This is a genomic window from Achromobacter xylosoxidans, assembly GCF_002192695.1.
GTDB lineage: Bacteria > Pseudomonadota > Gammaproteobacteria > Burkholderiales > Burkholderiaceae_B > Achromobacter > Achromobacter xylosoxidans_C.
In genome coordinates this window covers 23,691-44,667 of the sequence record NZ_MTLG01000001.1, presented here as the reverse complement: position 1 = coordinate 44,667, position 20,977 = coordinate 23,691, and the positions used below count along the sequence as shown (strand labels likewise).

General features: G+C 63.5%; 19 protein-coding genes. 6 read left to right on the top strand and 13 right to left on the bottom strand.

The annotated features are described in order from the left end of the window. Position 1: 1 nt before the first annotated feature. Positions 2–970: a tRNA 2-thiocytidine(32) synthetase TtcA gene (ttcA, locus tag BRO63_RS00190; RefSeq protein ID WP_088137983.1), complete on the top strand. Its 969-nt coding sequence runs from the start codon at positions 2–4 to the stop codon at positions 968–970. Positions 971–1,032: 62 nt separating this feature from the next. On the opposite strand, the gene BRO63_RS00185 is transcribed toward ttcA, so the two are convergent. From BRO63_RS00185 to apaG, 5 genes are all read right to left on the bottom strand, one after another. Continuing rightward, positions 1,033–1,989 carry a D-2-hydroxyacid dehydrogenase family protein gene (locus BRO63_RS00185; RefSeq protein ID WP_088137982.1) on the bottom strand — a complete coding sequence of 319 codons (957 nt, stop codon included), beginning with the start codon at positions 1,987–1,989 and terminating at the stop codon, positions 1,033–1,035. A 61-nt stretch (positions 1,990–2,050) separates the two neighbouring features. Continuing rightward, complete coding sequence (locus tag BRO63_RS00180; RefSeq protein ID WP_088137981.1) at positions 2,051–2,848, bottom strand: DsbC family protein; 798 nt, start codon at positions 2,846–2,848, stop codon at positions 2,051–2,053. A gap of 145 nt (positions 2,849–2,993) precedes the next feature. Next, a complete protein-coding gene (locus BRO63_RS00175; protein WP_088137980.1) occupies positions 2,994–4,163 on the bottom strand; it encodes a UbiH/UbiF family hydroxylase in 1,170 nt (389 codons plus the stop codon). After that, positions 4,160–5,461 carry a murein transglycosylase A gene (mltA, locus tag BRO63_RS00170; protein ID WP_088137979.1) on the bottom strand — a complete coding sequence of 434 codons (1,302 nt, stop codon included), beginning with the start codon at positions 5,459–5,461 and terminating at the stop codon, positions 4,160–4,162. The genes BRO63_RS00175 and mltA overlap by 4 nt, the downstream gene beginning before the upstream one ends. Before the next feature lie 38 nt (positions 5,462–5,499). Continuing rightward, the gene (gene apaG, locus BRO63_RS00165) at positions 5,500–5,874 is read right to left on the bottom strand and encodes a Co2+/Mg2+ efflux protein ApaG (RefSeq protein ID WP_039882644.1); all 375 of its coding nucleotides are present in this window, start codon (positions 5,872–5,874) and stop codon (positions 5,500–5,502) included. Between the two features lie 129 nt (positions 5,875–6,003). Between apaG and rpe the strand changes: the two genes are divergently transcribed. The 4 genes from rpe (at position 6,004) to BRO63_RS00145 (ending at position 10,756) form a co-directional block, all read left to right on the top strand. Then, positions 6,004–6,732: a ribulose-phosphate 3-epimerase gene (gene rpe, locus BRO63_RS00160; protein ID WP_088137978.1), complete on the top strand. Its 729-nt coding sequence runs from the start codon at positions 6,004–6,006 to the stop codon at positions 6,730–6,732. Positions 6,733–6,747: 15 nt separating this feature from the next. Next, positions 6,748–7,455, top strand: a complete 708-nt coding sequence (locus tag BRO63_RS00155; RefSeq protein ID WP_088137977.1) for a phosphoglycolate phosphatase — start codon at positions 6,748–6,750, stop codon at positions 7,453–7,455. A 259-nt stretch (positions 7,456–7,714) separates the two neighbouring features. Continuing rightward, positions 7,715–9,235 (top strand): anthranilate synthase component I, encoded by a 1,521-nt coding sequence (gene trpE, locus BRO63_RS00150; protein WP_088137976.1) that lies wholly within the window; start codon positions 7,715–7,717, stop codon positions 9,233–9,235. 240 nt (positions 9,236–9,475) lie between these two features. Beyond that, positions 9,476–10,756 (top strand): tyrosine-type recombinase/integrase, encoded by a 1,281-nt coding sequence (locus BRO63_RS00145; RefSeq protein WP_003060765.1) that lies wholly within the window; start codon positions 9,476–9,478, stop codon positions 10,754–10,756. Between the two features lie 83 nt (positions 10,757–10,839). Here BRO63_RS00145 and BRO63_RS00140 read toward each other — a convergent pair whose 3' ends face one another. Further along, positions 10,840–11,487: a substrate-binding domain-containing protein gene (locus tag BRO63_RS00140; RefSeq protein WP_020307796.1), complete on the bottom strand. Its 648-nt coding sequence runs from the start codon at positions 11,485–11,487 to the stop codon at positions 10,840–10,842. 106 nt (positions 11,488–11,593) lie between these two features. Here BRO63_RS00140 and BRO63_RS00135 point away from each other — a divergent pair, with 106 nt between their 5' ends. After that, on the top strand, positions 11,594–11,887 hold the full coding sequence (locus BRO63_RS00135) for a helix-turn-helix domain-containing protein (RefSeq protein WP_003050003.1): 294 nt from the start codon (positions 11,594–11,596) through the stop codon (positions 11,885–11,887). Positions 11,888–11,905: 18 nt separating this feature from the next. Here BRO63_RS00135 and BRO63_RS00130 read toward each other — a convergent pair whose 3' ends face one another. The 7 genes from BRO63_RS00130 to BRO63_RS00100 all read right to left on the bottom strand — a co-directional run bounded on the left by BRO63_RS00130 (position 11,906) and on the right by BRO63_RS00100 (position 20,973). Continuing rightward, positions 11,906–12,796, bottom strand: a complete 891-nt coding sequence (locus BRO63_RS00130) for a LysR family transcriptional regulator (protein ID WP_003050005.1) — start codon at positions 12,794–12,796, stop codon at positions 11,906–11,908. Positions 12,797–12,983: 187 nt separating this feature from the next. After that, a complete protein-coding gene (locus BRO63_RS00125; RefSeq protein WP_020307800.1) occupies positions 12,984–14,501 on the bottom strand; it encodes a thymidine phosphorylase family protein in 1,518 nt (505 codons plus the stop codon). Next, positions 14,498–15,856, bottom strand: coding sequence for an MBL fold metallo-hydrolase RNA specificity domain-containing protein (locus BRO63_RS00120; RefSeq protein ID WP_003296538.1), 1,359 nt, complete (start codon positions 15,854–15,856; stop codon positions 14,498–14,500). Before BRO63_RS00120 ends, BRO63_RS00125 begins: the two co-directional genes overlap by 4 nt. A 35-nt stretch (positions 15,857–15,891) precedes the next feature. Further along, complete coding sequence (locus tag BRO63_RS00115) at positions 15,892–18,270, bottom strand: D-xylulose 5-phosphate/D-fructose 6-phosphate phosphoketolase (RefSeq protein WP_003296537.1); 2,379 nt, start codon at positions 18,268–18,270, stop codon at positions 15,892–15,894. Positions 18,271–18,308: 38 nt separating this feature from the next. Then, on the bottom strand, positions 18,309–19,205 hold the full coding sequence (locus BRO63_RS00110; RefSeq protein ID WP_003050021.1) for a ribose-phosphate pyrophosphokinase: 897 nt from the start codon (positions 19,203–19,205) through the stop codon (positions 18,309–18,311). A 203-nt stretch (positions 19,206–19,408) separates the two neighbouring features. Next, positions 19,409–20,425 (bottom strand): lipid A deacylase LpxR family protein, encoded by a 1,017-nt coding sequence (locus BRO63_RS00105; protein WP_003296535.1) that lies wholly within the window; start codon positions 20,423–20,425, stop codon positions 19,409–19,411. Between the two features lie 53 nt (positions 20,426–20,478). After that, positions 20,479–20,973 carry a universal stress protein gene (locus BRO63_RS00100; protein ID WP_015879524.1) on the bottom strand — a complete coding sequence of 165 codons (495 nt, stop codon included), beginning with the start codon at positions 20,971–20,973 and terminating at the stop codon, positions 20,479–20,481. Between the last annotated feature and the right edge of the window lie 4 nt (positions 20,974–20,977).

Genomic DNA, 20,977 nt, shown 5'->3' with positions numbered 1-20,977 from the left:
CATGAACGATATCGCTACCCCCGAGGTGCGCTTTCGCACCGAGGCCGAAGAAAAGGCCCGCCACGAAGGCAACAAGCTGACCAAGCGCCTGGCCCGCGAGACCACGCGCGCCCTGTCCGACTACAACATGATTGGAGAAGGCGACCGCGTCATGGTCTGCCTGTCGGGCGGCAAGGACTCCTACGCGCTCCTGGACATCCTGCTGCAGTTGCAGAAGCGCGCGCCCTTCAAGTTCGAGCTGATCGCGGTCAACCTGGACCAGAAGCAGCCGGGATTTCCCGACCACATCCTGCCGCAGTACCTGACAGAGCTGGGCGTACCCTTCCACATCGAGACGCAGGACACGTATTCCATCGTCACGCGCGTGCTGGAAGAGGGCAAGACCATGTGCTCGCTCTGTTCGCGCTTGCGCCGCGGCATCCTGTACCGCGTCGCCTCCGAACTGGGCGCGACCAAGATCGCGCTGGGCCATCACCGCGACGACATCCTGGGCACGTTCTTCCTGAACCTGTTCTACGGCGGCAAGGCCAAGGGCATGCCGCCCAAGCTGGTGTCCGACGACGGCCGCCACACGGTGATCCGCCCGCTGGCCTATGTGCCGGAAACCGACCTGATCGCCTATGCGGAGCTCAAGCAGTTCCCCATCATTCCCTGCAATCTCTGCGGCTCGCAGGAGAACCTGAAGCGCAAGGAAGTGGGCCGCATGATCAAGGAATGGGACAAGCAGCATCCGGGCCGCTCGTGGAACGTGTTCAACGCGCTGTCGCGCGTGGTGCCTTCGCATCTGATGGACCGCGACCTGTTCGACTTCGTGGGCTTGAAGCCCACCGGCGTGGCGGACCCCAACGGCGACACGGCATTCGACGCCGAAGACCCGCAGGAGGATGCAGGCGAAGCCTGTGGCGATACGCCGCAAGCGCTTGAGCCCGGCGCCATCGTCGAGAAGAAAGTGACGTTCACGCGCAGCTGAAAACTGCGCGGAAACAAAAAAGGCTGCCCTGGGCAGCCTTTTTTCTTTTACAGCCGCTACGCCTACGCGTTCAGCACGCGGATGGGCTTGCCGGCCTTCCACGCCTTCACCGCTTCCAGCGCGTTCTGGTAGAAGGCCTCGAAGTTCTCGCGGCTGACGTAGCCCAGGTGCGGCGTCAGGATCACGTTGTCCAGGTCGCGCACGGAATCCGTGGGCGACAGCGGTTCCTCGGGATAGACGTCCAGGCCCGCGCCCGCGATGCGGAACTTGATCAGCGCATCCATCAGGGCTTCCTGGTCCACCAGGCCGGCGCGCGAGGTGTTGACCAGGTACGCGGTCGGCTTCATCGCGGCCAGGGTTGCCGCGTCGACCACATGGCGGCTGCGTTCGGACAGGATCAGGTGCAGGCTGACGACGTCGGACGTAGCGAAGAGTTCGTGCTTGTCCACCCGCTTCACGCCCGCCGCCTCGGCGCGCTCGTCGGTCAGGTTGGGGCTCCAGGCCACCACGTCCATGCCGAATGCCAGGCCCACCTTGGCCACCGCCGCCCCCAGTTTGCCCAGGCCCAGCACGCCCAGGCGCTTGCCCGCCAAAGGTTCGGGCATGGCCGTCTGCCACATGCCGCGGCGCATCGCCGCGTCTTCGGCTGGCAGGTGCTTGAACAGGCCCAGGATATGCGCCCAGGCCAGTTCGGCCGTGGCGGTGTTGGCGTCGGCGCTGCCGGGCGCGCCGCAAACGATGATGCCCTGCTCGGCGCAGGCCTGCATGTCGATGGCGTTGTTGCGCATGCCGGTGGTGACCAGCAGGCGCAGGTTCGGCAGGGCGCGGATCCGCTGCGCGGGGAACGGCGTGCGCTCGCGCATGGCGACGATCACGTCGTAGGGTTCGAGCGTGGGCTCGACCTGCTCTTCGGGGATGAAGTTGTTGAAGATCTGCACCTCGGCGTCACCGCCCAGCGAGGTCCAATCCGCATAGCGCTTGGCTACGTCGTGGTAATCGTCGAGTATTGCGATTTTCAAAAGCGGTCTCCGGGGGCTTGGCGCCTGTGGCGCCAGCCTCCCGGCCGGCGCCGCGCGCCGGTCAGTTCAAGCGGGCTTTGAATTGCTCCAGCGGCAAGGCGCCGCTGACGCGCGAGCCGTCTTCAAAGAACGTGGTCGGCGTGCCGCGGACCATCAGCTTCTGGCCCAAGGCCAGCAGCTTGTCCTCGGGCACGTCGCAATTCGCGGTGGCCGGCTTCTTGCCGCGCAGCATCCAGTCGTCCCAGGTCGCGCCCGGGTCCTTCGAGCACCACACGTCGCGCACCTTGTCCTTGGAATCGGGCGACAGGATGGGATAGAGGAAGGTGTAGACGGTGATGTTGTCGACGCTTTCCAGCGTCTTGCGCAATTGCTTGCAGTAGCCGCAGTTGGGATCTTCGAAGATCGCGACCTTGCGCGAGCCGTCGCCCTTGACCTGCTTGATGGCCAGGTCCAGCGGCAGCTGGTCGAAGGACACGGCGCTCAGGCGCTCCTGCGTTTCGCGGGTGACATCGCGGCGCGTCATGGCGTCGATCAACGGACCTTCCATGACCCAGGTCACCTTTTCATCCGTGTAGATCAGGTCCATGCCCAGCTGCACTTCGAACAGGCCATAGGGCGTGCGGCGCACGGCCGTGACGTCCATGCCGTCGAAACGCTGGCGGAAACGGTCCTTGACCGCGTCCGCCACGGGATCGGCCGGCGCCACCTGGGTGGTGGAGTAGCTCTTGTCGCCCTTGGCGGGCTGCCCCACGGACTGGGTGGAGACAGACTTGTCGCCCTGGGCCGCCGCGCCGGCGGACATGCCCAGGCCCGCGGCCAGGAAACAAGCCGCCAAGGTGGCGGATATGCGGAAATTCATCGGTACTCCTGTACTTGTCTATCGTGTTCTTGTGCGGAAAGGGTAACCGATCCGCGCCTGGGCGAATCCGGCCTGCGTGGGCAGGCGCCCCCCTTACGGTCAGACAATCCGCCCGCGGGCGAGGTTCCGCAAGGCGGATCCGGCCCTAGTTGGCCGAGGCCCCGGTAATCAGGCGGCGCTTGATCAAAGGCGCCCGTTCCACCCAGTGCATGCCGGCATTGCGCAGCCAGACCAGCGGCGTGGCCCGCGAGGCGAACAGCTTGTGCAGGCCGTCGGTGGCCAGGCGCATGGCCAGCACCGGCTCGGCGCGCGCGCGCTGGTAGCGGTGCAGCACGCGCAGGTCACCCGCCGCGCGGAAGGCTTCGCGGCCGGCGACGACGCGGGCCAGGGCTTCGACGTCGCCCAGGCCCAGGTTCAGTCCCTGGCCCGCCAGCGGATGCAGGCGGTGCGCCGCGTCGCCCGCCAGCGCGATGCCGGGCGCGACCATCTGGGCGCGCTCCAGCGTCAAGGGAAAGCCATGCAGCTTGCTGCGGACCTTCAGCGCGCCCAGCCGGCCTTCGGCGGCATCGGCCAGCAGGGCCTCGAGCCGCGCGGCCTGCTCCTCGGGCGGCAAGGCCAGCAGCGCCTGGGCCAGTTCGGTGCGCATGGACCAGACCATGGAAACCTGCGGACCGGCGGAGGTATCGGGCAGCGGCAGCAGGGCCAGCACGCCGTCGTCGCGGAACCACTGGAAGGCGGCGCCCTGATGCGGACGCTCCGCGTCCAGGTGCACCACCAGGCCCGTGTCCTCGTAGGACACGGATTCATGCTTCAGGCCGGCGGCCTCGCGCAGCGGCGACGCCGCGCCATCGGCGCCCACAAACAGCTCGGCCTCGATGCGCGCGCCGCTTTCGGTGTCGATGGCGCCATCGCGGTAACCCGTGCAGCGGTCCTCCAGCCAGGGAATGCCGAACATGCGGACCGCCTGGATCAGCACGCGCTCGATTTCGCCGGACTCGACGATCCAAGCCAGCTGCGGCAGCGCCGCCTGCCAGGCGCTCAGGTTCACCTGGCCGTCGGCGTCGCCGTGGATTTCCATGGCGTTGACCGGCGTCAGCCGGGACGCGGGCATGGCGTCCCACACGCCGAGTTCGGCCAGAAAACGCTGGCTGGCAGGCGAAATGGCGTAGACGCGCGGGTGGTAGCGGTCGGGATCGGCCGGCGGCACGCTGGCGCGCGGTGCCAGCACGGCCACGCGCTGGCCGCGGCGGGCCAGCGCCAGGGCGGTGGACAGGCCGACGATGCCGGCCCCGCAAACGACGATTTGATGGCTCATCTTGCGCTCGGCTCCCCGGCCTGTTTCGGCCACAGCACCCACATCTGGCCGCGCTGCTTCATGCGGCCGGCCTGCTGGCCGGCGTCGTCGCCGTAGCCCCAGTAGAAGTCGGCGCGCGCCGCGCCGCGAATAGCCGTGCCCGTGTCCTGGGCCAGCACCAGGCGTTGCAGCGGCCGGTCGGAGGCCGGATAGGTGGTGGCCAGGAACACCGGCGTGCCCAGCGGCACAAAGCCCGCGTCGACCGCGATCGAGCGCATGGGAGCCAGCGGCACGGCGTAGGCGCCCTTGGGCCCTTGTTCCGGATCGACCACCGCCTCTTCGCGGAAGAACACCACCGCCGGATTGGCGTTGAGCATTTCCGGCACGCGCTTGGGATTGCGCTGGGCCCAGGCGCGGATGTTCTGCATCGAGGCCTGGTCGGCCGACAGCTCGCCCCGGTCGATCAGCCAGCGGCCGATGGAGGCATAGGGTTGGCCGTTATGGTCGGCATAGGCCACGCGGATGGTCTTGCCGGAATCGGGGCCGTCGGTCAGCTGCACGCGGCCCGAGCCCTGCACCTGCAGGAAGAAGTTGTCGACGGGGTCGTCCACCCACACCAGCACGGGCGGGCGGCGGCCGGAGGACTCGATGGCGGCGCGCGAGTCATAGGGCACCACCCGCTTGCCGTCCAGCTTGCCGCGCACGCGCTTGCCTGCCAGTTCCGGATAGATCGAGCCCAGGTCGATGGTCAACAGGTCCGCGGGCACGGTGTACAGCGGCCATTGGTGGCTGCCGCCCTGGCGGCGCGAACCGCGCACCAGGGGTTCGTAATAGCCCGTCACGGTATTGGCGGCCGGCTTGCCGTCGGCCGCATTCAGGCGCCAGGGCTGCAGATAGGTCTGGAGGAAGCGACGCACGCCCTCGCCGTCGCCGGCGGCGGGCGCGCGGGCCGGATCCACGGCGGCGGCGCAGACCGGCTGCCAGGCCCGCGGCGTGGCGCGCGCGGGCGCGGCCAGGTTGCCGCTGGTCGGCCGCATCAGGCCGCGGCAATTGCGCAGGAACAGGGGCCAGAAGCGCGACAGGTCATCGTTGGTCCAGCCCGGCATTTCCGCCCAGTTGGCCGCCTTGAACTTGCCCGCCAGCGCGCGCGGCGGGGTGTCGGGCAGGGACGCCAGCGACGGCACCACCAGGGGACCGTCAGCCGCCGGCGTGGACGGGCCGGGGATGCCGGTCGAGCCGGAGTCGGGAGGGATATCGGAGGGAGTGGAACATGCCGCCAGCAAGACGGACAGCACGGACAGGCTGAGAATGCGCTTCATGAGCAAATGAAAAAACGTGCGACGGATGGCCGGGCCATTCAATGCAGGGTACGCGGCATGGCCAGGACGAATTCGGAGATCGGCACTTCGAACGGAATGCCGTTCTCGCCGACGCAGTGGTAGGTGCCGCGCATCGTGCCCACCGGCGTCGGCAGGGGACAGCCGCTGGTGTACTCGAAGGTTTCGCCGGGCGCGAGCAAGGGCTGCTGGCCCACGATGCCCAGCCCGCGCACTTCCTGCACGCGCTGGTTGCCATCGGTGATGATCCAGTGGCGGCTGATCACCTGGGCGGGATGCTCGCCGGTATTGGTGATGCGGACGGTATAGGCGAACACGAACTGCTGTTCGCCAGGATCGGACTGTTCGGGCACGAAGCGCGGAGAGACAGAGACGCTCAGGTCGTAAGGTTTCACAGTCCTTCCCTGTGTGATGCTGGCGGGCCGCCGTGGTACGGCGCCGGGCGCTTGAAAAGACGCGGTTCTCGGGCCAGCTGGACCGGGCCATTCCCGGTACAGGCCCTCAAACTGCAATAATGGCACATTATGCCCTCCCCGATCCCGAACATCATGTCTACCCAACAGGCTTCCACCCGCATCACCCCCAGCATCCTGTCGGCCGACTTCGCCCGCCTGGGCGAGGAAGTCCGCAACGTCGCCGCCGCCGGCGCCGACTGGATCCACGTGGACGTGATGGACAACCACTATGTCCCCAATCTGACCATCGGCCCGATGGTGTGCGCGGCCATCCGCCCCCACGTCCAGGTGCCGATCGACGTGCATTTGATGGTGGAACCGGTGGACGACCTGGTGCCGATGTTCGCCAAGGCCGGCGCCGACTACATCAGCTTCCACCCGGACGCCAGCCGCCACGTGGACCGCACGCTGTCGCTGATCCGCGAAAACGGCTGTAAGGCCGGCCTGGTGTTCAACCCCGCCACCCCGCTGTCCTACCTGGACTACGTGATGGACAAGATCGACCTGATCCTGATCATGTCGGTGAATCCGGGCTTCGGCGGCCAGAGCTTCATCCCCGGCGCGCTGACCAAGCTGCGCGAGGCGCGCGCCCGCATCGACGCCTGGACGCAGGCCGGCGGCCAGGAAATCGTGCTGCAGGTCGACGGCGGCGTGAAGATCGACAACATCGCTGAAATCCGCCGCGCCGGCGCCGACACTTTCGTGGCCGGCTCCGCCATCTTCGGCAAGCCGGACTATGCCGGCATCATCAAGTCCATGCGCGAACAGATCGCCATCGGCGAAACCACCGCCATCTAAGCCCCGGGAACCGACATGACCGCTTTTCGCGCCGCGCTGCTGGACCTGGACGGCACCCTGCTGGACTCCATCCCCGACCTGGCCTTCGCGGCCAACGCCATGCGCGTCGAGCTGGGCATGTCGCCGCTGCGCGAAGACGTGGTGGCCACCTTCGTCGGCAAGGGCGTGGACAACCTGGTGCGCCGCAGCCTGGCCGGCAGCCTGGACGCGGCCGACCCTACCGCCGCCGAGTTCGATGTCGCCCGCGCGGCGTTCTATCGCCATTACCACCTGTCCAATGGCGAAAAAGCGCAGATCTATCCCGGCGTCATCGAAGGCTTGAAGCTCATGCGCGAGCAGGGCCTGAAGCTGGCGGTGGTGACCAACAAGCCCACCGAATTCACCCTGCCGCTGCTGCAGCGCACGGGCCTGGCGGGCTTTTTCGACGCCGTGGTCTGCGGCGACACCTGCGAGCGCCGCAAGCCGGATCCGGACCAGGTATTGCATGCCTGCGAGCTGCTCGGCATCGCTCCGCACGAAGCCGTGACCATCGGCGATTCGGTCAATGACGCCCAGGCGGGCCGCAGCGCCGGCACTCAGGTGCTGGTCGTGCCTTACGGTTACAACGAAGGCCGGGACGTGCGCGAGCTGGATGTCGATGGTATAGTTGACACGCTAGTCGCCGCCGCCCAGTGGGTCGCGCTCTGGAATCAAAACCGGAACGCGGCAAAAACAGGCTCCTGAACACCTGGCGGCTCACCGCGAATTCAATACTGAACAAAGCTCAATGAACGTTTCCATCCAGAACCAAATGCTCGGCGCCTCGTGGCGCTGGTGGCGTTTGTCTTCCGGGTGGCGATGATCCCTCCCGGCCCTGGACGCGTATGCCGCCTAGTGCCGTAGCTGTGTAAACACAGAGCCAAGCCCGGAACCAGTAACCTGGACCGGGCTTTTTTGTTGCGCGCCTGGTCCGATAGCAGATAAATCGCTCACGAGACCCGACATGACCGAAATCGAATTCAAGGCCCTCGCCGCACAAGGCTACAACCGCATCCCGCTGGTCGCCGAAACCTACGCCGACCTGGACACCCCGCTGGGCATCTACCTGAAGCTGGCGCACGCCGGCCCCCAGGGCGGACGCATGACCTGCCTGATGGAATCGGTGGTGGGCGGCGAACGCTTCGGCCGCTATTCCTTCATCGGCCTGCCGGCCCGCACGGTGATCCGCGCCAGCGGCACCCGCACCGAGGTGCTGCACGACGGCAAGGTCGCCGAGACCCACGACGGCGATCCGCTGGCCTTCATCGAGCAATACCAGAGTCGCTTCAAGGTCGCCCTGCGCCCCGGCATGCCGCGCTTCTGCGGCGGCCTGGCCGGCTACTTCGGCTACGACACGGTGCGCCACATCGAGCCCTGCCTGGGCCCGGCGGTCAAGCCGTTCCCCGCCGGCATGGAGGGCGGCACGCCCGACCTGATGCTGATGCACGTGGACGAGCTGGTCATCGTCGACAACCTGGCCGGCCGCATCTACCTGATGGTCTACGCCGACCCGGGCCAGCCCGAATCCTACAGCCGCGCCCAGCAGCGCCTGCACGACCTGCGCGCCCGCCTGCGACGGCCCGTGGAAATCCCCTACAGCCACGCCAGCATGCAAACCGAAGAACGGCGCGACTTCAAGAAGGAAGACTATCTGGCGGCCGTGCACCGCGCCAAGGAACACATCGCCGCCGGCGACCTGATGCAGGTGCAGATCGGCCAGGTCATCGCCAAGCCCTTCCGCGATTCCCCGCTCTCCCTCTACCGCGCCCTGCGGTCGCTCAATCCCTCCCCCTACATGTACTTCTGGAACTTCGGCGACTTCCAGGTGGTCGGCGCGTCGCCGGAGATCCTGGTGCGCCAGGAACGCGTGGTGGAAAACGGCGAGCCCAAGTCGCAGATCACGATCCGCCCGCTGGCCGGCACCCGCAAGCGCGGCGGCACGCCCGAGGAAGACGCCGCCCTGGCCGCCGAACTGAAGGCCGACCCCAAGGAAGTGGCCGAGCACGTGATGCTGATCGACCTGGCGCGCAACGACGTGGGCCGCGTGGCCCAGGTGGGCTCGGTCAAGGTCAGCGACACCATGGTGATCGAACGCTATTCGCACGTGATGCACCTGGTGTCCAACGTCACCGGCACGCTGAACCCGGGCATGAGCAGCATGGACGTGCTGCGCGCCTCCTTCCCCGCCGGCACGCTGACCGGCGCGCCCAAGGTCGAGGCCATGAAGATCATCGACGAACTGGAGCCCGTGCGCCGCGGCATCTACGGCGGCGCGGCCGGCTACCTGAGCTACGGCGGCGAAATGGACGTGGCCATCGCCATCCGCACCGGCGTCATCAAGGACGGCACGCTGTACGTGCAGGCCGCCGCCGGCATCGTGGCCGACTCCAACCCCGAAGCCGAATGGGCCGAAACCGAAGCCAAGGCCCGCGCGGTGCTGCGCGCGGCGGAGCAGGTGCAGCACGGCCTGGACGAGCCCATCTGAGGCCCCGCCCCCCACCGGACATATCCGGGCCGCCGGGCGGCCCTAGAGGAGAATTAAATGCTGTTGATGATCGATAACTACGATTGAGGTCTACTGGCGTCTATCAACCTCCATGGAACAACTCTAAGTCTATGTTTTTAAAGGGTTGATCGTCCATCGAGCGATTCTGAAAGCTGGACAAATCCAGTGCTCATGTGTGTAATGGAGTGTGTAACGGGCCAAACTGGAGGCGTTATACACATGGCACTCACAGCACTCAATCTTCTCTCGGCGCGCAAAGTGGAAACGGCGCAGCCCAGGCCCAAGGTGTACCAACTCCGGGACGGAGGCAGCCTCTTTTTGCGCGTTCAGCCCAACGGCTCCAAGCTCTGGTGGTACCGCTACCGGCTGGGCGGCGCTGAACAGGTGTACTCAATCGGGGTGTACCCAAAGGTCACGCTGGAGGCAGCCCGTGCGGAACGGGACCGGGCAAAGGCGTTGGTCAAGAAGGGCCTCGACCCCATCGTGGAGAAAAAGGCGGCGATCGCCCTCCAGGCCGACACATACGAACGCACGTTCGAGACCGTTGCTCGGGAGTGGATCGTCAGCAATGCTCACTGGAGCGAGTACTACACCAACCAGGTCACCAGCTACCTTGAGAAGGATGTTTTCCCCCGGATTGGCAAGTTGCCGATCAGCAGCATCAGGGCTCCACATCTGCGCCCCATCATCAAGGATGTGGCGGCTCGTGGCGCGAAGACTGTGGCGATCCTCATCCGCCAGTGGTGTGGGCAAATCTTCAGTTATGCGGCTGCCCAAGGTCTCTGCGAATACGATCCTGCCGCCTTGCTCAAGGGACTGGTCAAGCGCCCTCAGGTCCGCCACAACCCTCCGTTGACATGGGCAGAGATCCCGGACTTTCTCAATCGTGTGGACAACGAAGGGGGTTACCAGACGACAGTCCTCGCCCTCAAGCTGATGGCTTTGACCTACGTGCGCACCGTAGAACTGCGCAAGGCCTCCTGGGAAGAGTTCGACCTGGACAACGCCATGTGGTCGATTCCGTCCGAGCGCATGAAGATGCGACGCCCCCATCTGGTTCCCCTGTCACGGCAGGCGGTGGCCGCTCTTAGGGAACTACATGCTCTAACTGGCGGCGGCAAAGTATTGTTCCCGAGCTACAGAAAGCCGGGACAAGTGATGTCGGCAACGACGCTCAATCAAGCACTCAAGCGCATGGGTTATGGCGGACGGTTTTCGTCCCATGGCTTCCGCTCGACCGCAACGACGATCCTTGGACTGTTGGGATATCCGGAGAAGCGGGTCGATCTTCAACTCGCTCATTCCAAAAAGAGCAAGGACTCATCGCGCGCGCCCTACGATCACACGAAGTTTGTGGAGTCCCGCAAGGTAATCATGCAGGACTGGGCTGACATCCTTGACTCATTGCAGGCAGGGAAACCCGTTGAAGGGGTCACGAAGGCGTTTGGCCCCATGTCGAAGCGTAGAACGGCGCTGCTCCGTGTCATAGAGCGCGAGTGATGTCTGCTGCTTGGCGAGTGGAATGCCTAATGCACGTGTAGCACCTTGAACTGAAGACGCAGAACGAGGACATTGGCACTCGACTAGGTTGGAGCATTCTTGGCGACCTGCAGTGCTCTGCGCTCGAACCGCTCTGAAACAACGTCGGCTTGTCCGCAGGGCCGCTGCAGGTGGGTCACGATCTCGTAGGGTCCGTCAGACAGCGGCCGTGTGTGAATGCCCCATCCCTGCGCATGCTCAATGCGCGATTGCGCGGATACCCCGACGCCGTAGCCGGCAGCGACCCATAGCGCGATCATCTCGAAGGAAGAGACACGCTGAATGTTCTGTTGACTCACCGCGGGAAGAGAAGGCAGCCGCTGATCCAGCAAAGGGCAATTCTCTGCAGGCCAGCGAAAGACGGAGTAGTCCAACAGTTCGGCGATCGTGAGCTTCGCCTGGTCAAGTAAGGGAAAGCGCAACGGCATGGCGACGGCCATGTTCTCGGTCCATAGAGGTTGGCTTTTCAGCGACGGATCGCTCGATCCTTCAAGCGTCATGCCCGCGTCGTAGCGGCCTTCCCGAAGTCCCGCAATCAAATCATCGGCTGTGACCTCATGAAACGAAATGGTGACTTCCGGCTCTTCCGCACGCTGCAACGCAAGCAATGCCGAAAGATGCGATGACGGTACGCCAGGCGCTATGGCAAGCCTGAAATTGGAAAAGGAAAACTGGCTGGTGGCGTCGTGCATGAGAGCCCCCACAAAGCGATCGGATCAAAAAGGCGAGCCACCATGATAGCCAAAAGAGATATCTTTAACGTGGTTAAATTCGGTCGATTGATCGACGCTTCTGGTGATGCAGAAGCGCAGCGTTCAACCGGGCCGCCCCCCTGGCACAACCACCTATGAAGCCGAGCCGGCACTGGCCTTCGGCCAAGCGGTGCGTGCTGCCCGCTTGGCGCAGGGAGTCGCTCAGGATGAATTCGCGTCCATGGCTGGTATAGCTCGCTCGCATATGGGCAAGATCGAGCGTGGGGAGCACATGCCCACGCTCGCATTGATACTGAAAATCTCCGCTGCCCTCAGCATAAGTGCGGCAGAGCTGATGAGTGCAACGGAACGCAATCTTCGTGCCGATGCCCAATCTTAAGTGGTGCGGTCCGTTGCGTCAGTCGCTCGAAGGGTCCCGGAGGCGGTCGATAAATCGCACCAGCGAAGCCGATGAGTTGCTGCTTTCGAGTCGAAGCAGGTAGGTGGTGATCACGGCTGTATCCAGCGCCAATGGACGGATCACCACGTCCGGTCGCTGGCTGACCGGAATCTTGGTCGCCGTCATGAAGCCCACGCCGTAGCCGGCACCGACCAAGGTGAGCATCATGTCCAGCGAGGAAACCTCCTCAACGACATTCAGTTTGTGTTCCTGGGTCTGCAGGAGGCGCGCCAACTCGCGGCAGTAGCCTTCGCACACCTGGGGATCGCACAGGACAAGAGGATGCCCCCGGAGTTCATGGAGTGGAACCTCCTTGTGGACGAGCAGTGCGTGCCGGGCTGGCAAGGCGACCACCAGCGGGTCCTGCCAGATAGGTTCGGCGACGATGCCATCACCGACGTCGGCGGTATGAGCGAATCCGATGCAGAAGTCGCCCGAGCGCAGGCCGCGCAACTGCTCGGCCAAAGGCACTTCGGACATCCGTATCTCGATCTCGGGTTCTTCGGCACGGCAACGGGCTAGAAACGCCGACAGCCGGGGATCGAGCGCGCCGTCGGATACGGCGATGCGCAGGCTGCCTCGCAAGCCCGCCGCGACAGCCTTGACGTTCTCGCGGGCCTGCTCCAGGACGGTGAATAGCCGGCGAGTGTCCTGCAGGAACACGGCACCCGCAGCGGTCAGTCGGGTGCCCCGGCGGTCCCGGTCGAAGAGCACAGCGCCTAACTCGTCCTCAAGCTCCTTGATGGCGCGGGACAGAGGAGGTTGCTCAATGTGAAGACGCTCAGCCGCCCGTGTGAAATGAAGTTCTTCGGCCAAAACGATAAAGCAACGCAGGTGCCGCAGTTCCATGAGCAATGTTCCTATTCAGGCGCTGACGACCTCCTTCTGTTTGCTCCACGCGATGCAGGTTGAAAACTTCTTTTAAGCGATGTTTTTTCATATGTTCTTGAGCATGAGATGTAGGCGTTCAACTTTTCCAAACGAGAGGCCGGGCTGTGTTTGACCGAGCATTCAAGAGCCCTGTTTATCCACGGCGCTAAGGTTCAATCTTTACAATGTCCCCAATGCCTTGTACGTATGCGAGTGCATAGGCCATCTCTCCAGAGGTTTGCGCATGCAAAAACATCAATGGTTGTCCGCGTGTTATCTCGTCACCTAAGCGCACCTGCAATTGAATCCCTGCGGCTGGACTCTCAGGCGCACCGGCCAATTTGGCTAAACGAGAAAGCTTACGGTTGTCGATGTGTACTGCTCGGCCTGAAGTGGTTGCCAAAAGCGGTTCGACATAGAGAGCTTGGGGCGGCTCACGAAATCCCCCCTGAGCCGCGCAGATTCTCTGAAATTTTTCCCACGCGCGGCCACTGCTGATCGTCTCATGAGCCAACCGAAGTCCCTCCCCTTCTTTGGCGACGCCGCCAAGCTCAAGCACCGCGCCCGCCACCAACGCCACGCGGTCACATAGGTCTTGCGGCGCATCCGCCTCGTTGCGCAATACGGCCAACACGTCGCGCGCCTCCAACGCCGGGCCGATACCTCTGCCGACAGGCTGATTCCCGTCTGTAAACAGGCAACGCAATACAAGGCCAAATGACGCGGCGACTTCCGAAAGGTGATGCGCAAGATGCTCGGCAGTTTCCCGGCTGCGGACTTTTGCGGTTGGCCCAACCGGAATATCGATCACGATGTGGGTCGCCCCTGCTGCAATCTTCTTGGATAACACCGAGGCAATCAGTTGTCCTTGCGTGTCGATATCCAGTTCACGCTCAATACGCACGAAGATGTCGTCCGCGGGGCTGAGGTGCATCGCGCCGCCCCACGCCACGCATCCACCCTCTTTCTCCACGACCTTTCTGAGCGTATCCAGGTCCAGGTCTACAGGAGCCAGCGTTTCCATGGTGTCCGCGGTGCCAGCGGGAGAGGTGATGGCGCGTGATGAGGTCTTGGGCATCACCAATCCATTGGCTGCGGCGATGGCAACCACCAACGGCGTGGTGCGATTTCCCGGTAATCCGCCCACGCAATGCTTGTCCACAACAATCGGAGCCTGCCATTGCAGGTGATCCCCGACATCGACCATCGCACGGGTGAGATGGATGGTCTCTTGCATATCCAGAGGCAGTACCGCCGTTGCGGTCAGGAAGGCCGAAAGTGCGACATCGGTATAGCGACCATCGACCACATCACGGACGATCGCCTGCAACTCCGTCGTTTGCAGTCGGTGGCCGTGAATTCGCGCACGCACGGCCGACAACGATTCGAGCAGCGGAGGATGCCGAACCTGCACAAGATCGCCCTCATGAATGTCCAGGGCATCCCAGGCGGCCTCGGACAGAGCGATCTGTCCGGTTTTGAGCAGATCGCTGTCGATTTGGTACAGTAGCGCTTGCACAGTGCGGTCGCCGGCAATGATCAGTACCTGTGACCGCGGTGCCAGCCCTTCGGCACGGCAGACATGGCAATCGGTACGCATCAAGACGACGGGTTGATGCTGGGCATGCAGTCGCATGCGCAATGCTTGCAAGGCGGGTGTCTGGGGAGTGATGCGGGCACTCACAGGGCGAACTCCTGGTTTTGCATGGGCACCGATGCGTGCCATTTGAGTTCGCGCTGAATACGTTCGCGCAGCGCCTCGGAGGCATTGGATTCACCATGAACAATGAACACCCCTTCCGGCGCCCGGGTAAAGCCGCCCAGCCATCGCATCAGTTCATCGCTGTCGGCATGAGCCGACAACATCGGAAGCTCGGCGACCTCCGCATTGATCGGCATCCAGCGTCCATGAATCTTGACTTCGCGAGCGCCCTCAAGCAGTTTGCGTCCGCGCGTACCTGCGGCCTGAAATCCAGAGAACAGCAGCGTGTTCTGATGAATGCCGCCAAACGCTTCTATGTGATGCAACACGCGGCCACCTGTGGCCATGCCGCTGGCGGAAATAATCACCTTGGGGTAGCGATTCGCCGATAGTGCCTTGGACTCTTCAACGTCGCGCACGTATTTGACTTCCGAAAATGCGGCCTCGAAATCGTGTTGCGTGAGCTTGTGGTCGTCGGAGTGGCGGTGCAGCAGCACAGTTGCGTTGGTGGCCATCGGACTGTCCAGATAGACGGGCACGTTGCGGAGCCGACCGCGCTGTCGCAGCAGCCACAAGTCGTAGATCAACGACTGCGCTCGTCCCACGGCAAAAGCGGGAATTACCACCGTGCCTCCGCGGCGAGTCGTGCGCTCGATGATGTCGCCCAGCGCTTCGACGGCATCGGAACGGTCATGACGACGATTGCCATAGGTGGACTCGATGATGATGTAGTCCGCTTCCGTGACTGGTTCAGGATCAGGCATGACCATGTCGTCAAAGCGTCCCAAGTCGCCGGAGAACACCAAACGCTTGCCGCCAATGTCGATCTGAGCCGTCGCCGCCCCAAGAATGTGACCGGCGCTGCGCAGCAGTAGACGGGCATTGCCCGGCAATTCAGTCTCTTGATGCAGCGGCACCGGTTTGAACTGCAGGAGCGTACGTTCTGCATCCCGAACCCGATACAGCGGAAGGGCTGGCTTGTGTTTGGAAAATCCTTTTCGATTGGCGAAATCGGCGTCCTTCTCCTGCAACCAGGCGCTGTCGAGTAGGATGAGTTCGGCGACATCTCGCGTGGCTGAGGTCGAGAAAATCTTCCCGCGGAACCCGTCCAGCACCAATCGGGGCAGATACCCACAATGATCCAGGTGCGCATGCGTTAATACGACCGCATCGATGTCCTTGGGCTCAACTGCCAGGCGCTGCCAGTTAAGTTCGCGCAGGTTTTTCAATCCCTGGAACAGTCCGCAGTCGATCAAGATGCGGGTATTGCCATGGGTGATAAGGTGTTTGGAGCCGGTGACGGTGCCGGCACCGCCCAGGCTGGTCAATGAGAGCATGTATTTGTCTCCCCTCTTGTTTGTGGGTTGTGAAATCAGGAACCGGCGCGGTCGCCGCGGACCGCGTCAGAACCACTTGAAATTCGCTCGTCGGTCGCGGCCGCAGCAACCTGCGAACTGTTCCGGCCGGTCACTTGCGCAGCGGCATAGATGGCGTCCACCCAGGTGCAGCGGTTGGCGATCAACATTCCAGCCACATCGAGCGTGCCGCCGCGGTTGATGTAGCCCAAAGCCCGCGTCTTCGAGGTGCCGCTGTCAATGCGGCGCAGCACACCCAGCATCGGCTCTGGGCGGGTATGGCTTATTAACACGCGAGGCAAGTGAGGCGGGAAGAGTGCTTGCAGGGCTTCGTCACCGACCACGAAGGTGGCCTCAAGGTCATCTCGCGGAATGCGCAGGCGGCCGGGTTCGATCACTACAGTGACGCACGACGCAAGTCCATGGCGCTCCAGGCGGGCGTGGGCTTTGAACGCTTCCTCCAACTGGTAGGCGCCAATCACCACGAACTGCAGTTGTGCTGTAGCCGGATCGCCGGCTACATGGGCTGCTCCGTGCTCAACCAGCGATTGAGCGGCGGCGGCGTTGAAGTGATTCGGCGTGTCGCGCTTGGAGACCACCACACAGGCCACTTGGCCCCGGCTGGCGTAGACCGCTCGCAGCGCGGCGGACGCCGTGTTGGCATCCACCGGGAACAACACGCGTGCGGTGTCCGACATCTCCCCCAGCAATGCTTCGCCAATGGTCGGGTCCTGGTGTGACTGCTCGTTCTTGCTGTTCTCCCAGGTGTGGGATGTGACGATCAGCGGGACGGAGATCCAGCCTGGCGGCTGGCCCAGCTCCTTCTGCCGACGCGCGAAGATGATCTCCTGGCGCATCAATCCAAGCATCTTGACCGCGAATGCCTCGTAGCTGACGATCAGGTTCAGCCCCCCTTTGTTGGCGAGGGCGGCGGCCGCAACGGCTTCTTCATTGAGTGCGGTGACCACCGAGCCATCCGTCGATTCCGGGACGCCGGGTTCGGGCACGTTGACGCGGTGCTTGAGCAGCGCTAGCGTGGTCCCCATCTTGTTGCTGGCCAGTTCATCGGGATTGCCGATCCGGATGCGCAACTGTGGATTTGCCTGCACTAGCTCCACGAACCAACGGTCCAGTGCGGACATGGCGCTGCCCGATACCTCAGTTGGCGCCCAGGCCGGCATCGGCAGATGAGGGCTCGCTGGATGGCGTAGGGCCATGGGGTGCTCGCTTTCGCGCGAGCGCTGGCTCTGGCCGTGATTCGCAAGGACGGTGAGCGCGTTTTCCAGTTCGCTCTCGGGCACGAACAGCGCCGCAGCCCCTGCGTTGAAGGCCTCGCGTGCCTGCGCATCCTCGCGCGGATTGCCGTTCAGCGGCAGGTTGTGGGCGGCATTGGTCGCCGCGCCCGGGAAGCCAAAACCTTTCTCCGTCTCGGCGATCACGTAGGGCAGCTTGACCGGATAGCGCCGATCCGAGCGTGCGGCGAAGGCGCTCAGCGTGTCTTCGGCTTCAACAATGGCCCATGCGATCGCCATCGGATCACGTCCATCAACGATGACGGGATCGAAGCCGTTGTGGCGCAGATCTTCGGCCAGCCAGGTAGCGCCACCTTCCTGCACGATCTGGGTGCGCTGCTCGATGCGCCGTCCGTTGAGAATCATGACCGGGATGGCGAAGCCGCAGTCCTCGGCGCGCCACCAGCGCGGCGCCCAGTCCGAGCCACGTTGTTCCTCGAAAGCGCCATCACTGAGGAATGCCACCAGGCTTTCTCCCGGCAACGGCGTGTGCACATACTGCAGCCCGGCGAACCCCAGATAGCCGCCTTCGGAGATCGCGCCGGCCGTGTTCGGCCCGGCATGGCTACCCAGCGGTACCGCGGGCCGACCCTGCTTATCGATGGCATAGGAGTAGAAGTCCGCGATCAGGAGCGACAGGCCCGCCTCGCTGCGGTCGTAGCGTCCACGCTGGGCGGCGGATACATCGCCGGTCAGTGCGTTCACCGCCTCGATCGCGGCCACGCAGTGCCCCTGCCCCATGAGCCAGCCGCGTGTCGTCCCGGTCAGCGCGTTGGCCAACAGATAACCCACGAAGGCTGGCACCATGTTGAGCGAGCCGCCGGTGTGGCCTTCGGGCGTTTGTTTGAAATCATCGGAGCCCAGTGGGCAGCCGCTTCGGTCGATGCGCCGGGCATAGGTCATATGCGCCACTACGCTCATGGCCGTGCAGGCCACCCGGTCGGCTGCAGCCAGCAGCGCATGGGCCGAGGCTTCGTCTGCTATACGCCTTTGCGCGACCAGACGTTGCACTAGGGCCTGCATACGTTCGATGGTTTCAGACCTGTGCGCGATGGGCCCGTAACCAGCACGCCAATCGGTTGCGAGGTTAGCTTGAGAGGACATTTCAGGTCTCCTTGAAAATAGTTGGATCGATAAAAAGATCAGCCTCGCGGATCGGTTTTCCCGCTAGAGAGAGCGTCGGCAATCAGCGAAGCGAGACCAATCCGGTTGCTCGGATGCGGTACTGCGTCGGTGGACGTAATTCGGGCAAACAACGGTGTCAATTGGGCCCAGGCATCCTCGGCGAACAGGGCATGCACCACTACGCACTCCGGCTTGCGCATTCCTTGCTCGGCGAGCTTGCGCGCCGCGACGGCGAGCGTGCGGCCTGATGATGCGATGTCGTCCACAAGCACCGGCGTTCTGCCGCGCCAGATCGACAGGTCGGGAACATCGATGTCCACGCTGCGATCGCCATGGCGTGTCTTGCGAAGCACAGCGTGCGGTACGCCGATGCGGGACGCGATGGCGCCGGCCCACTGCTCGCTTTCCTCGTCGGGGCCCACGATCAAAGGTTCTTCGACATGATTCGCGATCCAGTCGGCCAGCAGTGGTGCGGCATGCAAGGTGATGGTGGGGATCGTGTAGACCGCTGATAGTGTCGGATAGCGGTGCAGATGCGGATCCACCGTGAGCAGCTTGTCGAAGGTCGATGAGACCAGACGTGCGAAGGACCGCGACGTCACGCTTTCTCCGTCATGGAATCGCTTGTCCTGGCGCATGTAGGCCAGATACGGTGCGATCAGGTTCACCTCTTGCGCGCCAAGTTCGCGCGCCGCGTCAGCGGCAAAAGCCAGAAGCAGGAACTGCGGATCAGGATGGGCCAGCGTGCAAATCACATCCACGATCCGATCGGCAGGTTCGCCATGCAACCGGACATAGCTCTCGCCATCGGGGAATCGGCGCGTTTCGATGCGGCCGGCTTCGCTGCCGCATGCCTGCGCGATGCCGCGGGCCAGATCTTCATTGCCGGGTAGGGCCAGGGTGAGTCGTTGCATCCATTTATCTCCTTATTTGTTGTCCTTGGTCTCTTATCGAGCGCGGGTGCCTTATCGTTCAGCTCGCTGTGTTCACCTTGCCAACTGGCTAATGACGACGGCATTGGCAGTACTGCGTCGACGTGGTAGCTCCACAAGCAACCAGGCTCTTGTCATGAACAGCAACAGAGTGGCTTGCATGGCGTTCAAGGAATCGATCTGCATCAGAATCGCCGTCCTACGGTGATCGTTCCGTAGACCGGGATTTCCTTTTGTCCACGAAATTCGCGGGTGCGGTGGTAGCGGGCTATCGCGATGCGCCAGTTGCCCTGAGTCATCGCGATGCCATAGCCCACATCGGCCACGAATGGCCGTTTATCAACACTATGACTGGACTTGAACGTATTGCCGTCCAACGTGATGTCGTGCAAAACCCAGCGACCGTCGAGTGCCACGAACAGGTGCCCGTTCCAGTTGCTGCCAGCGGTCTTACGCACGGGCGAGGTGTTTTCTCCAGCCGGGCGCAGCGGTGCGGTGCCTAAGTCGTCCGGCAGGCGTAGGCCATAGCGCAGTTCTCCGCCGACATTCGCGTAGGTGGCGAAATTGCCCAAGCTGCCGCCCCAGTGGCGGGTCAGATCCCAACCCCAACCGCTGACGTTTTCTTGCCTGATGACTCGTGTTCGGCGTTCGTGGAGCAACTGCAGCACGGGTTCGTCGCGCAGTTGATGTCTCCAGCCATTGAATCTGTCCACTCCGACGGTGTCATGCCACCAGTTCTGGACTTGCCTGGCCTGGGAGGAGGGCCCCACCACCCCCACGCGGAGTTGCGAAGTGCGCAGCGTATCGCCCCGCCTCGCGTTATAGCCAAGGCTCAACATCAAGGCGCCCGCGAAAGGACGATCATCCTTGATGAGATCGCTGCGCGTTTTGTCGTTCGGGGTGTACATCATCTGCCCGAAGCCGATGGTCATGTTCTGTTCGTCGAAGCCTTGGGGTTGGAGCATCGTGAGAAAGCGATTCAGCCCACGGACGAGACGCGGTAGACAAGGGTCATCGCTATAGTCCACGAGGTTGGGGGAAACCCAACTGGCGAGAAACCCGTTGGAGTACCCTTGATCCTGTCCCATGCCGCCGAACATGTCGTTGTCGATCCGCAGATTGAGCGTTCCGGTCGAGCGCAGCGGATTGTCACGGTGGCAGGACTGTGCCTGCGCGCAGGCACTCAGCGACAGCAGCAGCAAGGTAGCTGCGACTCTGAGCCTCCATTCAGCGAGGTCAGTGGGCTGAACCTTCGTCACGCTGGCGTGCCACCCTGCCCAGGGGTTGCAGTAGCAATGACAGAATGGGGCTGGCGTACCAGCATCACGGGAACCGGTGCGATCCGAGCGAGCTGCTCGGCATCGCTTCCCAGCAGCAGCCTGTCCACGCCCCGACGTCCGTGGGTGCCCAGCACCACCAGCTCGCATCCGGTAGCCAGTGCCTGCTGCGCGATAAGTACCGAGACGCGCTCGCCCTTGCTCTCCAGAAGGACGGTCTCTACCGTCAAGCCTTCCTGTCTCAGCCAGAGCGCCGCCTCGTCCAGCAGCTTCTGCCCGGCCGCCAGGAAGCCTGGCCTTACTTCTTCAAGGTAAATTCTCGGCCTCTCGAAGCCGTTGCTGTGCTTCATTTCCTCGATAATGTGCAGCAAGATGATGGTTGCACCGCTTAGGCGTGCCAGCACCGCGGCGTGGTGGAGGGCCAAATTGGCGGTAGAACTTCCGTCGAGCGGAACCAGCAGTCTTGAGTACATGAAT